This window comes from Micromonospora sp. KC213 (assembly GCF_004348325.1).
Classification (GTDB): domain Bacteria; phylum Actinomycetota; class Actinomycetes; order Mycobacteriales; family Micromonosporaceae; genus Micromonospora.
This window is the reverse complement of record NZ_SMKF01000162.1, coordinates 1-13,358: the sequence shown is the minus strand read 5'-3', so window position 1 is coordinate 13,358 and position 13,358 is coordinate 1. Positions and strand designations below refer to the sequence as shown.

10 protein-coding genes and 1 pseudogene are annotated in these 13,358 nt (G+C 73.1%); 7 read left to right on the top strand and 4 right to left on the bottom strand.

Features of this window, described 5'->3' with window-relative positions:
• From E1166_RS24705 to eccB, 3 genes are all read right to left on the bottom strand, one after another.
• Positions 1-646: WXG100 family type VII secretion target (locus E1166_RS24705; RefSeq protein WP_207914483.1), on the bottom strand; the 646-nt coding region annotated here is incomplete at its 3' end.
• Complete coding sequence (locus tag E1166_RS24700) at positions 639-1,007, bottom strand: hypothetical protein (protein ID WP_132269147.1); 369 nt, start codon at positions 1,005-1,007, stop codon at positions 639-641. The genes E1166_RS24705 and E1166_RS24700, both read right to left, overlap by 8 nt.
• Before the next feature lie 153 nt (positions 1,008-1,160).
• The gene (gene eccB / locus E1166_RS24695) at positions 1,161-2,636 is read right to left on the bottom strand and encodes a type VII secretion protein EccB (RefSeq protein ID WP_132342349.1); all 1,476 of its coding nucleotides are present in this window, start codon (positions 2,634-2,636) and stop codon (positions 1,161-1,163) included.
• Positions 2,637-2,789: 153 nt separating this feature from the next.
• On the opposite strand from eccB, the gene E1166_RS24690 reads away from it, so the two are divergent.
• Positions 2,790-3,971, top strand: a complete 1,182-nt coding sequence (locus E1166_RS24690; protein ID WP_132342348.1) for a type VII secretion protein EccE — start codon at positions 2,790-2,792, stop codon at positions 3,969-3,971.
• On the opposite strand, the gene eccD is transcribed toward E1166_RS24690, so the two are convergent.
• Positions 3,955-5,424, bottom strand: a complete 1,470-nt coding sequence (gene eccD / locus E1166_RS24685) for a type VII secretion integral membrane protein EccD (RefSeq protein WP_243710497.1) — start codon at positions 5,422-5,424, stop codon at positions 3,955-3,957. The two genes, E1166_RS24690 and eccD, sit on opposite strands and share 17 nt — an antisense overlap.
• Before the next feature lie 97 nt (positions 5,425-5,521).
• Between eccD and eccCa the strand changes: the two genes are divergently transcribed.
• The 6 genes and pseudogenes from eccCa to E1166_RS31175 form a co-directional block, all read left to right on the top strand.
• Complete coding sequence (eccCa, locus tag E1166_RS24680; protein WP_132342347.1) at positions 5,522-9,484, top strand: type VII secretion protein EccCa; 3,963 nt, start codon at positions 5,522-5,524, stop codon at positions 9,482-9,484.
• 278 nt (positions 9,485-9,762) lie between these two features.
• Positions 9,763-10,071 carry a WXG100 family type VII secretion target gene (locus E1166_RS24675; protein WP_132269139.1) on the top strand — a complete coding sequence of 103 codons (309 nt, stop codon included), beginning with the start codon at positions 9,763-9,765 and terminating at the stop codon, positions 10,069-10,071.
• Positions 10,072-10,099: 28 nt separating this feature from the next.
• Positions 10,100-10,378, top strand: a complete 279-nt coding sequence (locus tag E1166_RS24670; RefSeq protein WP_132269137.1) for a WXG100 family type VII secretion target — start codon at positions 10,100-10,102, stop codon at positions 10,376-10,378.
• Positions 10,379-10,463: 85 nt separating this feature from the next.
• Entirely contained in the window at positions 10,464-11,852 is a 1,389-nt protein-coding gene (locus E1166_RS32570) for a S8 family serine peptidase (protein WP_132342346.1), read from the top strand.
• A 33-nt stretch (positions 11,853-11,885) separates the two neighbouring features.
• Positions 11,886-12,434, top strand: coding sequence for a hypothetical protein (locus E1166_RS24660; protein ID WP_132342345.1), 549 nt, complete (start codon positions 11,886-11,888; stop codon positions 12,432-12,434).
• A 16-nt stretch (positions 12,435-12,450) separates the two neighbouring features.
• A pseudogene (locus E1166_RS31175) lies at positions 12,451-13,358 on the top strand (hypothetical protein); the annotation flags it as partial.

The following is a 13,358-nucleotide window of genomic DNA, read 5'->3' as shown; positions in this document are numbered from 1 at the left end:
CACCAGGCCCGCCCGTGCCCGGACCGGCCGCCGGGGCACCCACCGACGGACCCCCCTGCACCGAGGCACCGGACCGGTCGACGTCGCCGGGCAGTCGCGGCGGCGGTGCCGGCGGGTCGACGACCCGGCCGTAGGAGGCGACCTCGTAACCCGCCGCCAGGTCGGCGACGACCTGCACCATCCGCTGGTGAGCCTTCTCCTGCTCGGCCTTGTCCTGTTGGTGGCCCAGGAAACCACCGATGATCATGCCGGGCACCCCGGCGACCAGCCCCTTGGTCGCGCCCTCGATGGCCTTGTCGTGGTCGTCGGTCTCCTCGGGGCTCTCCGCCTTCTGCTGCGCGGTACGCAACTGACCGGCCATCAGGTTGAGCGCGTCCCGGACCTCGGCCGTGCCCTCGGCGAGCTCCGTGGAGTAGCCCACCACCAGCGACAGCCGGTCGTGGAACTCGCGGGCCGCCTCGCCCGTCCAGGCCGGGGCCAGCCTGTCCAGGTCGCGTTCGAGATCCTGGGCCAGGCCGGCGAGGGTGTCCCGGAGCGCACTCCACTGGCTCGCCAGACCCTCCACCTGCTGCGGGTCACCGGCGTGCACGCCGTCGTACAGCTCACGGTGGCTGACGTGCTGGTAGCGCTGCGTGTAGTCAGACACTGCGGCCCTCCCGAGCGGTGAGCGCCTCGTCCACCCCGTTCAGGGCGGCGGCGATGTCGGCGGCGTTCGCCGCGTTACGCGCCTCGGTGGTGCGGTAGTTGGTCATCACCGTGTGGGTCGCGGCGCGGGCGGCCTCCACCGCGCGGCGCAGCCGGGCCACCCGCTCGGCGTAGCTGGCCTGGATCTCGGTGTAGCGGCGGGCGTTGCCGGTGGCGTCGGCGAACGAGCCGAGGGCGGGCGTACGGCACTGCAACTCGGTGTTCAGCTTCCGCACGGCCGCCTCGGCCTGGGTGAGCCGATCCGCCAACCGCTGATGGAAATCTTCCAAGGACAGTACGTCGACTGTCGTGCGCCCGGTCATGGCAGCATCCCCGTTGTCCATAGTGCATACCGTCGGCAGTTGGAACCGCCGGCAGTCGATACCGTCGGCCACTTCCAGGCTAGTCGACCGCTACCATTCCGGGCGACCCGGCAACGGCCCGCCGGTGCGCTCAGCCGTTCGGCGTCGGTCCGCTCAGCCACCCGGCGCCGGCGACTCCGGCGCCTCCTCGCGCGCCGACGGCGTCGGGCCCGCGGGAGCGTCCGGGGCGAAATACCTCAGCGCGTCCCGCCGTTCCAGGGTCGGCCCGGTGGGTACGAGGGAGAGCAGCGCGGCCGGTACCACCAATGGCTTCACCCCGCCGTACCCGAGGGCGGCGACCGCGTCTCCGGAACTGCGGCCCAGCGGGTACCGCATCCCCTGTGCAGTGATCAGGTAGACCGTCGCGCCGGCCGCCGGCTCCGCACCCTCGCCAGCACCCGGAGCGGCCTGCACCAGCACGCCCTTGCCACCCGGCAGCAGCACCTGGCCGGCGGTCTCCACCGCGTCCCGCGGGCCCTGCCGCACCGCCGTCGTGCCGTCGTTCCCGGCGAGCTCGGCCGGCGCCCGGTCGAACACCTCCAGCGTGGTGGTCGGCGCGCCACCGGACGGTCCCGGCCGGTAGGTCGCGCAGAGCACCGTCTGGCCGGGGCGCGCCGAGCGCAGCCTGGGCAGGGTCTGCGGCATCCCCTCGGCCTCCAGCCGCCGGTCGGTCAGCAGCCGGCCGGCCTCGTCCGGGGTGATGTCGGTGACCTGGCCACCGTCGCTCTGCAGCAGCAGCGCGCTCACCTCACCGATCGACACCAGACCGGTACGGGTCAGCACGTAGTGCGTGCCGGCGGCCCGGAACACGTCGCCGATCCGGGCGGCCCGTCCACCGACCGTCCGCCCGCTCGGCGTGCCGTCGCCGTCGATCGCCAGCTGCCGCAGCGTCGGGCCCGCCGGCACCGCGTTGAGCAGGGGCGCACCCACATCGAGGGTGGTCGCGTTGGCCATCTTGAGCGCGGCGAGCGCCGGCTCCGCGCCGGCGATCTGCAGCCGCGCCCCGGCGGTGAGCAGGAACCGCTGGCCGCCGCCGCGAACCAGGACCGCCTGGTCGGCCAGCGGCGTCCCGCCGGTGAGTGGCCGGTCGATGACCAGTCGGGTGGTCGACCGGCGGGTGTCACCCGGGGCCGGCACGTCACAGACCGACCAGGGCAGGCCGACCAGCGACGTGCGGTCCGGCAACGCGTCCGGGGCACCGAGGATGCCGACGACACGACCGCGGGGCCGGTCCTCGATCGACGCCCGGGACATCGTCCGCACCGGCGGGTCGGCCTCGTTGAGGATGAGCCGCGCCGAGGTGTAGTTCACGGTCGGGTGCAGCACCCCCTCGTCGAAGACGTACGTGGCCCCGGTCTCCCGCTCGATCACCAGCGTTTTCGGCTCCAGCGGGGCGGCGTTGCCGGTGAACAGGCCGTACGCCCCGACGCCGCCGAGCACGACGGCGGCGGCGAGCACGCTGCCGAAGACGGCCACGCCGAGCCGCCGCATCGGCAGGTTCGTGGTCTCCGGGTCGCCGGAGAGCATCCCCGAGACGATGCGGCGGGTGACGAAGCGGTACGCCTGCACCTGATCGCGGCGGGTCCGCATGGTTGACCTCCGGCAGCGACGGGTCCGCGCGACGATCAGGTCCGTACTCCGTCGCGGGCTTCCCTACGATAAGGGGCCGTCGGCGGGTCGCCCGACCCGCGCCCTGCCCGCCGCCGGCGGGAAGCCCGCGATGTCCAGAAGGGACGCCCACCGATGACGACGCTCGTCGCGCCACCCGGTCGTACGCCCACCAACCCCGCCGGCCCAGACGACCGTCCGGTGGTCCCCGCCGACCGGCGTGGACGTGGGCGGGTCGGCCCGGTGGCGGTCGGCCAGCTCGTCCTGGTGGAGCTCTGCGCGGTCGCCGTCTGGGCGGCTCTGGCCGGCCCGGGCTGGCTGGTCGGGGTCGTCGGCGGCCTCGCCGCGCTGGTGCTGGCCGCGACGTTCCTCCGTCGCGACGGCCGTTGGTGGTACGAGGACCTGCTGCTGCGCCGCCGGCTCGGACACCGCCGCGACCAGGCGCGCACGGCGGTCGCCGAGGGGCGGGTCGTCGACCCGCGGCTGGCCGCGCTCACCCCGGAACTCGGCCTGATCGAACTGACCGAACGGGGCACCCGGCTGGGCATCGGCCAGGACGGGCGGGGCTGGTTCGCCGCCGTGGTGCTGACCGGTCGGCCCGGGGCGCCGGCGGGCTCGGTGGAGTCGTCCACCATGGATCGGGCGCTACGGGTGCTGGCGGACTTCTCCGGTCCGGTCACCCTCGCCCAGGTGGTCTCGCACACCCTGGTCTGGTACCCGGCACCCGGAGCGCCGGCGGCGGCCCACCGTACGGTCTGGGTGGCGGTCCGGTTGTCCGTGCCGGACGCCCGCATCGAGGCGGTGGCCCGTGGCGGCGGCATGCCGGGGGTGCACCGGACGATCGCCGCCGCCGTCGGCCGGCTCGGCAAGGCCCTGACCGCGGCCGGCCTCGGTCACCGGGTGCTCGGCCGCGACGAACTGCGCGCCGCGGTGGTCTCCGCCGCCGGACTCGACCTGGCACCGGCCGCCCCGGCGGAGACCTGGAGCGGGCTGCGCGGCGGCGGCTGGACCCAGCGTTGCCTCACCCTGCGGCGGCGGCCGGAGACGCCGCTCGGCGCACTGGTGGACGCGGTGACCGCCACCTCGGCACCGTCGCACACGGTCGCCGCGGTGGTGCTCCCGGGCAGCCGGCCGGTGCCGCCACTGCTGCGGGTCGCCGCCCCCGACGGCCACGTCGAGGCCCTGGTCAAGGTGGTACGCGAGGTGGCCCAGCGGTGCGGCGTCCCCGTCCGGCCGCTGGACGGGCAGCACGGGCCGGGCGTCTACGCCACCACGCCGGTCGCCACGGCGGCCGGGACGATCAGGGTCGGAGATTGAGGATCCACCCGTACAGGCCGCACACCCAGAACGCCAGCGGCACCAGCGCGATGATCAGCAGGATCTCGACGATGTCCAGGACCCGCCCCCAGACCGGCGAGATCCGCTTGCCCGCCACGCTCAGCCCGTAGATCAGGCTGATCACCGCGGTCAGCGCCAGGCCGCCGACCGCCAGCCCCAGCCGGGCCGGCAGCCCGCCGCCGGCGAACACGGCCCCGGCGGTCAGCGCCAGCCCGACGGTACCGGCGACGAGCACCGGGGTGCGCTGGGCCCGCCCGATGAACGGCCGGGCACGCAGCAGCGACAGCAGCGCCAGCACCAGGCAGAGCAGCACCGCGGGCAGCCCGCCGTCGACGGCGAGCACCACCTGGCAGCCCAGCACGAGCAGGGAGACCGTCCACAACAGGCCGGTGAGGAACTGGTCGGCCCGCTCGCTCTGTCGCAGCACCCGCCGGCCGTCGACGGACTCGGTGTCGGTCTTCAGGTCGTCCGGGCCGGTGGGGATGGAGGGCACCGGGAGCCGGGCCAGCCGGTAGGCGGTCATCGGCAGCATCGGCAGGGTGGCGAAGGCCACCGTGGCGACGATCGCGGCGGCCGCCGCCGCACCGACGCCGAACAGCGACGCGAACAGCGCACCGCCGGCGGTCGCGGCACCGACCGCCACCGCGCCGAGGAAGAGCGGCATCCGGTCGCCGACGGCCAGTCCGGCGACCGCCCCGAAGAGCACCACGGCGGCACCGGCGAGCAGCACGTGCGGCCCGGCCAGCTCGGTGAGCCGCCGGTCCCCGGCCAGCACCAGGAGCCCCCCGACCGCGGCGTACCCGACGCCGATCACGGCCAGCACCGCGCCGGTGCGGCTGTCGCCGAGGGCCCGGGACAGCACCGCCGCGGCCACCATCAGCAGCACCGCCACCAGCAGGGCGGTCAGCGCGCCGGGCAGCTGCGGCGGCCCGGCCAGCACCGTCACCACCGCACCGAGGCCGAGCGTCACCGCCGCCAACAGCACCGAGAACGACCGGGTGGTGGCGACCTGCCAGGCGCCGGGACGCTGGTTGGTGGCGGTCGCCACCGCGTCCACCACGTCGTCGAAGACGATTTCCGGTGCGGCGGCGGCACGAGGGTTGAAGTAGAGCACCTCGCCGTCGCGGACCCCGAGCTGGGTGGCGGTGCGGCCACCGTCGAGCGGCGGGCCGCCGAGCCGGGACAACGCCCAACCCCCGTGCCGTACGCCCTCGTCGGCCAGGTCCTCGCCGGCGTACCTGAGCAGGGTCGGCAGCAGGTCGGCCAACGGGACGTCCGACGGCAGTGCCAGATCCATCCTGGTCCGTGGGGCCACGATGGTGACCCGGCTCAGTCCTCCGGTCGCCGACTTCGTCGCCACTGTGGCCTCCTCGTGCTCGGTCAGATCCACCTCGCCCCGGCGGCCTCGCCCCCGCGGGTCCACGACGCCCACGGGAGATTACCTACGATGACGGGCGCGTACGATGCCCACCCGACGTCTCCGGTCGGTCGCCCACCGCGTCAGGGCCGCTCTTGGGGAGGAGACAGCCGTGAGCACGGTCGTGTTCCGCCGGCTTCCGCGTCAACCGGGGCCGGCACTGCCCCGTGGCGAGGTGCTCCTGGAGTCCCCTCCGGAGCTGCCCGAACAGACGCCCCGCAGCCTGGGCCAGCTGCTGATGATCCTGCCGATGCTCTGTGGCGTCGGCGCGATGGCGTTCCTCTACGCCGGCCGGGGCGGCAGCACCATGACGTACGTCGCCGGTGGCCTGTTCGGCGTGTCCATGCTGGGCATGGCGCTCGGCACCCTCGGCAACGGCAACAACGACAAGGCCGAGCTGAACGCCGAACGGCGCGACTACATGCGCTACCTGGCGCAGATGCGCAAGCGCACCCGCCGCGCCGCCGAGCAGCAGCGGGCCGCGATGACCTGGCGGCACCCCGAACCGGACGCGCTGTGGTCGATCGCGGCCTCCCGGCGGATGTGGGAGCGGCGGATCACCGAGGACGACTTCGGTGAGGTTCGCATCGCCACCGGGCCGCAACGGCTCGCCGTGGAGATCGTTCCGCCGGAGACCAAGCCGGTGGAGGACCTGGAACCGATGAGCGCCATCGCGCTGCGCCGGTTCGTCCGGGCCCACTCCAGCGTGCCCGAGCTGCCCACCGCACTGTCGCTGCGGGCGTTCAGCCGGATCGTGCTGCGCGGCGACCGGGCACCGGTGCTCGACCTGACCCGGGCCGCCCTGGCCCAGCTGGTCACCTTCCACGCCCCGGACGACCTGATCCTCGCGGTGGTGGCGGCCCCGGACCGGCAGTCGGCCTGGAACTGGGTCAAGTGGCTGCCGCACGCCCACCACGGCGCGCGCACCGACGCGGCGGGCGCCCGACGGCTGGTCTTCGCCAGCCTCGCCGAGGCCGAGGAGTCGCTCTCCGCCGAGCTGGCCGGACGGCCCCGGTTCGCCCCGGAGGCCAAGCCGCTGACCACCGCGCCACACCTGGTGGTGGTGATCGACGGCGGGGAGGTCTCGGCGACCTGCCAGCTGATGGGGCCGGGCCTGCTCGGCGCCACCACGATCGACCTGTCCGGCACCGTCCCACGTGACGCCGGGCGGTGGCTGCTCTGCCTCGACGCCGGCGACGGCGGTTCCCTGGAGCTGGTCCGGGGCGCCTCCAGCTCGCGCCTGGGCACCCCCGACCGGCTCAGCGCCGAGGCGGCCGAGGGCCTGGCCCGGCAGATCGCCCCCTACCGGCTCTCCCAGCAGCAGACCACCTCGGAGGAGCCGCTGGCCCGCAGCATGGAGCTGCCCGACCTGCTCGGCGTCGGCGACGCCGCCGCCGTCGACGTACGGCAGACCTGGCGGCCCCGCAGCCACCGGGACCGACTGCGCATCCCGCTCGGCGTCGGCCCGGACGGCAACGTGGTGGAACTGGACTTCAAGGAGTCCGCGCACGAGGGCATGGGCCCGCACGGCCTGATCATCGGCGCGACCGGCTCCGGCAAGAGCGAGCTGCTGCGGACGATCGTCGGTGCGCTCGCCGTCACGCACTCCTCCGAGGAGCTCAACTTCGTCCTGGTCGACTTCAAGGGTGGCGCCACCTTTGCCTCGTTGGACGCACTGCCGCACACCAGCGCGGTGATCACCAACCTGGCTGACGAGCTGCCCCTGGTCGACCGGATGAAGGACGCGCTCGCCGGGGAGATGACCCGCCGGCAGGAGGTGCTGCGGGCGGCCGGCAACTACGTGTCCCGGTTCGACTACGAGAAGGCCCGGGCCGCCGGTGAGCCGCTCGACCCGATGCCCAGCCTGCTGATCATCTGCGACGAGTTCAGCGAGCTGCTCGCCGCCAAGCCGGACTTCATCGATCTCTTCGTGATGATCGGCCGGTTGGGTCGGTCGCTCGGGGTGCACCTCCTGCTGGCCTCGCAGCGGCTGGAGGAGGGCAAGCTGCGCGGGCTGGACACCCACCTGTCGTACCGGATCGGCCTGCGGACCTTCTCCGCGGTGGAGAGCCGTATCGTGCTCGGCGTGCCGGACGCGTACGAGCTGCCGAACGCCCCCGGCCACGGCTACCTGAAGACCGACACCAGCACCATGCTGCGGTTCCGGGCGGCCTACGTCTCCGGGCCGTACCGACCCCCGGGGCAGATCGCCCAGTCGTCCCGGGCCATGGTGCAGCGGCGGATCGTGCCGTACGGGGTGAACTTCGTGCCGGTGCAGGTGCCGCAGACGCCGGTCGAGGTGACGCCGGTGGACGAGAAGCCGGCCGACGGCAAGGCCGTGGCGATGCTGGACGTGTTGATCGACCGGCTCAGGGGGCAGGGCGCCCCGGCGCACCAGGTCTGGCTGCCGCCGTTGGGTGAGCCGCCGAGCCTCATCGACGTGCTTCCGCCGCTGGCGGTGCACTCCACCTTCGGGCTGTGCACCGCGACCTGGCCGGGGCGGGGGCAGCTCACCGTTCCGGTCGGTGTGGTCGACCGGCCGTACGAGCAGCGGCGCGACCCGATGCTGGTCGAGCTGGCCGGCGCGGGCGGCAACGTGGTCATCGTCGGCGCCTCGCTCAGCGGCAAGAGCACCCTGCTCCGTTCGATGATCGCCTCGCTGGCGCTCACCCACACCCCCCGCGAGGCGCAGTTCTTCTGCCTCGACTTCGGTGGCGGCGCGCTGCGCAGCCTGGAGGGTCTGCCGCACGTCGCGGGGGTGGCCGGCCGGCGGGACACCGAGGCGGTACGCCGTACGGTCGCCGAGGTGATGGCGGTGCTGGACGACCGGGAGACCCGGTTCGCCCAGCACGGTATCGACTCGGTGGCCAGCTACCGGCGGCGGCGCGCGGCCGGCGAGTTCGCCGACGACCCGTTCGGTGACGTCTTCCTCGTCGTGGACGGCTGGAACACGCTGCGCCAGGAGTACGAGGAGCTGGAGCAGACCATCACCAACCTGGCCAACCGCGGTCTGGGTTTCGGGGTGCACGTGGTGCTGACCGCGGTGCGCTGGGCGGAGGTCCGGATCAACATGCGGGACCTGCTCGGCACCAAGCTGGAGCTGCGGCTGGGCGACCCGAACGAGTCCGAGATCGACCGGCGGGCCGCCGCGAACGTGCCGACCGGCGCGCCCGGTCGTGGCCTCACCCGGGACAAGCTGCACTTCCTCGCGGCGGTGTCCCGGATCGACAACCGTCGGGACATCGACGACCTGTCCGAGGCGTCGGTCAAGCTGGCCGAGCACGTCGCCCGGGCCTGGCCCGGGCAGCCGGCGCCGAAGGTACGCCTGCTGCCGCGCCGGCTGCCCTTCGCCGAGCTGGTGAGCGTCACCGACCGCTCGGTGCCCGGCCTGCCGATCGGGGTGAACGAGTCCGCGCTCGCCCCGGTGTATCTGGACCTGGCGAACGAGCCGCACCTGACGGTCTTCGGGGACGCCGAGTGCGGCAAGACCAACGTGCTGCGGCTGATCGCCCGGGGCATCGTCGAGCGGTACACCCCGGCCCAGGCGCGGATCGTCATCGCCGACTACCGGCGTGGTCTGCTCGGCGCGGTCGAGGGCGATCACCTGCTCGACTACGCACCGTCCAACCAGGTCTTCAGCCAGGGGCTGGGCTCGATCCGCAGCGCGCTGCAGAACCGCCTGCCCGGGCCGGACGTGACCACCGCGCAGTTGCGGGACCGGAGTTGGTGGAAGGGGCCGGACCTCTACATCCTGGTGGACGACTACGACCTGGTCGCGTCCGGCGGCAGCAACCCGCTCAGCGCCCTGCACGAGCTGCTGCCGCAGGCCCGCGACATCGGGCTGCACCTGATCGTCACCCGGCGGGTCGGTGGTATCGCCCGGGCGCTGTACGAGCCGGTGCTGCAACGGCTGCGCGAGCTGGACTCGCCGGGTCTGCTGATGTCGGGCAACCGGGAGGAGGGCGCCGTCTTCGGTACGCTGCGACCCAGCCCGCAGCCGCCCGGCCGGGGCACATTGGTGCGGCGGCGGGACGGGCAGCAGCTCGTGCAGACCGCCTGGGTCGAGCCGGCGTGACCCCACTGTGGTCGGCGTCGGGCGCGCCTGTCCGGATCCGGCAGGGTGCGATCGGTCGGAACGGGAAGTTTGTCGATTGACGGGAAGCCGATCGACGTACCGAATTCGTTCCGTCCACAATGAGCCGAGGGGCGACATCCACCACCAGGGCAGGGCAGCGAGCTGTCGTCGGGGTGGGCTACCGTCTCCTACGAGTGTCCGTCGGTGGGGTGTTGGCCTTGCCGCGGGGGAGGGCGCGGCAGTTCAGCCGCCACAACGATGACGGAAGGGTGTGAAGCATGGCGTTCGAGGTCGAAGCAGCGACTCTGCATACCGCCGCGAGTGACGTGCGGTCCACGCGCGGCGAGGTCGACGGCGAGCTGAAGAAGCTGTGGAACGTGGTCGACGACCTGGCAATCGCCTGGAAGGGGCAGGCGTCCACGGGCTTCCAGTCGCTCATGCAGCGCTGGAACGAGGACACGGCCAAGCTGCTGACGGCGATGGACAACATCGCCGACCTGCTCGACAAGTCCGGTACGACGCACCAGGTCAACGACGAAGAGCAGCAGGCGATGCTGGACAAGTTCCACGCCGCTCTCAACCCGTGACCGGCCGAGACGAGCAGGAGGAGAACTCATGAGCATCAAGGTTGACTACGCGGCTCTCGAGAGCGCCAACCAGCAGATGACCACCATCTCGAAGACCATCGACGAGAAGCTGGACACGCTGCGGTCGATGCTGTCCAAGCTCCAGTGGGACGGCCAGGACCGGGCCGCCTACGAGCAGCACCAGGCACAGTGGGACGCGGCGGTGCGCGACATCAACCGCATCCTCAACGAGATCGGTGGCGCGGTCGGTATTGCGCGCGAGAACTACGTCTCCACCGAGATGAGCAACGCAGCGGTCTGGGGCTGAGATAATTCGGCCGTCGCGGCTCCGGTCCGGCTCGACCGGGCCGGAGCCGCACTGTTTGGCGGGCCGTCGAGGTCGGGGGAGTCTCATGCGTAGGGGCAAGGTTCTCAGGTACGCCGTGGCTGCGATGGCCGTTGCGGTGGCGGCCGGCACGGCTCCGCTGCCGGCGCCGACGCCCGCGCGGGCAGACACGGTCCGAGGTTTGCAGTGGTATCTGGACACCCTGAAGATCCCCGCAGCGCACAAGATCACCAAGGGGCGTGGGGTCACCGTCGCCGTGATCGACAGTGGTGTCGACCCGAACGTCCCCGACCTGCGTGGCCAGGTGCTGCCCGGTCACGGCATCGGCGCGGACGCGGCCGCCGACGGGCGGGTCGACGACGACAAGCTTGGGCACGGCACCAGCATGGCCGGGATCATCGCCGGCAGGGGTGGCGGGCCGATGCGTCAGCTCGGCATCGCCCCGGAGGCCAAGATCCTGCCGGTCTCGCTCGGGCGGGACAAGTACCCCGACGAGGTTCCCGAGGGCATCCGCTGGGCGGTGGACCACGGCGCGGACGTCATCAACATCTCGCTGGGCGGCAACGGACCGGGGACACCGGAGGAGGTCGCCGCGGTCCGCTACGCCTTGGAGAAGAACGTCGTCCTGGTCGCCGCGGCCGGCAACACCGAGCAGGGGCACCAGGGCATCGCCCGGCCGGCGAACATCCCTGGCGTCATCGCCGTGACCGGGCTCGGCAGGAACGGCGCGCGGTTCTCCGGCAGCACCAGCGGCCGCGAGGCGGTGCTCGCCGCGCCGATGGAGGACATCATCTCGCCGCGGCCGGCATCGGTCTCCGCCAACGGGTTCGGCGTGGGCAACGGCACCAGCGACGCGACGGCCATCACCTCCGGCGTGGTGGCGCTGGTCCGCGCGAAGTATCCCGACCTGGACGCCGCCAACGTGGTGAACCGGCTGATCCGCACCGCGCTGGACCGGGGTCCGGCGGGCCGCGACGCCAACTTCGGCTTCGGCGCGGTCGACCCGCTGGCGGCGCTGACCCGCTCGGTGCCGGCCGTGACGGCCCACCCGCTGCTCGCCGGGGCCCCCGGTGGCAGCGCCGCGCCGCCCGCCGGGTCGCCACCCGCCGGGTCGGCGGAGCAGGACGACGGTCCGGCCGTCTCGTTCGGGGTGAAGAACACCACCGGCGCGCTGATCCAGGCGGCGCTCTGCCTGCTGGTTCCGATCGCGGTGGCCATCCTGGTGATCGTGCTGGTGGTCCGCTCCCGCCGCCGCCGGACCACTCCGGCGGCCACCCCACCCGGCCCGCCGCCGGCCATGGTCCCGGGGACGCCGCCCGGCACGGTGCCGCCCGGGGTCGCCTGGCCGCCGCCCGGCGGGATGCCGCCGCATCCGGCACCGCCGCCGTCCGGGGCGATGCCGCCGCCGGGCGCGATGCCACCACCGCCGCCGGGCCAACGCGGCTACCACCAGTAAGCGGAAGAGTCTGTCGGGGACGGGGAGGAAGCGATGACGGACGACAGGACCAGCCAGCCGGACCAGCACCAGATCGACACGCCGAACGTGCCGATCGCGCCGACGATCACGCCCTTCGTCTACCTGGACGGCTTCGAGATCGACAACGTCAACAAGGCGCACAAGCCGACGCACCTCACCCCGGCGCCGGGCGGCGCCGGAGCCACCACCGAGTGGGATGCCGCCAGCCTCGAGGACGCCATCCGCTGGCTCAACGAGCACGCCGAGTTCCTCAACAGCCAGTCGTACCGGATGGAGGAGGACATCCGGCAGTGGATGCGCAACCCGTCCGGCGCGGGCGGCATCGGCGCTGCGGACGGCAAGAGCCCGCTTGGCTCGTTCGAGCGGGCCAACGCGCTGGCGCAGCGGCACGCCGGCCTCTACGACAGCACCCAGACCGCGCTCCGCGGGCTCGCCGAGAATCTCTGGAACGCCGCGAAGGCGCTCCAGAAGGTCAAGGACGACTACGAGACCGCCGAGGGCGCCAACAAGATGACCGCCGACCAGATGGCGCAGGCCCTGGGCAACGGCACGGCCGGCTGAACCGGGGAGATGAGCGATGCCGAGCTGGGAAGAGATGTGTCAGCAAATCGTCGTCGACGGCAGGCCCGGCGACATCACCAGCGCCGCTCTCGGCTGGGAGCAGTTGCTGAAGAATCTGCGCACGGTGCAGGAGAACCTGGAGAAGAACGTCAAGGACCTCGGCGCGGCCTGGAAGGGGCCGGCCTACGAGTCCTTCAAGACGCACGTCGAGGGCATCGCCAAGCGGACCGGCACGGTGGTCGAGGACGCCGAGAAGCACGACGGCATCGTCCAGTCGCTGAAGCAGGCGGCCAATGACCTCACCGCCGCCCAGAGCACCTTCCCGATTCCCGCGAGCTGTGTGAACGACGTCCTGGAGGCGCGTAACGCGAAGCTGACCATCGGCGTCGGCTTCTTCGAGATGAAGGTGAAGCCCGACTTCCTGGGCTGGGCCGACCCGATCAGCGCCATGGCCGACTGGTTCAACGACAAGACCGACGAGGCCCAGCAGGTCTATCAGAAGGTCAGCGGCGACTACCTGGCCATTGAGGAGCGCACGCCCGGTGCGGTGCAGTCCGACAAGGGGATGACCCCTAGTATGACGACACCCGATCTGGACACCGGCGGGGGCGGCGGTGGAGCAGGGAGCGTCCCCGGCCTCGGTGGCGGGCCCTCCGCCGGCGGGCTGGGCGGCAGCCCGGGTATGGGCGGGGTCGGCCCGGCTCCCGGCATCGGTTCCGGCGGCCCGGGCGTCGGGTCCGGTGCCCACCCGGACCTCTCCACCGGTACCGGCGGTCACGGCGGCGGTGGCTCCACCCCCGGTATCGGCACCCCCGGCGGCGGCAGCCTCGGTGACGAGTACGGCAGCGGCCTGGCCGGCGCCGGCGGCACCGGCACCCTGCCCAGCACCGGCTTCGGTGGTGGCGGTGGCCTGCCCAGCAGCAC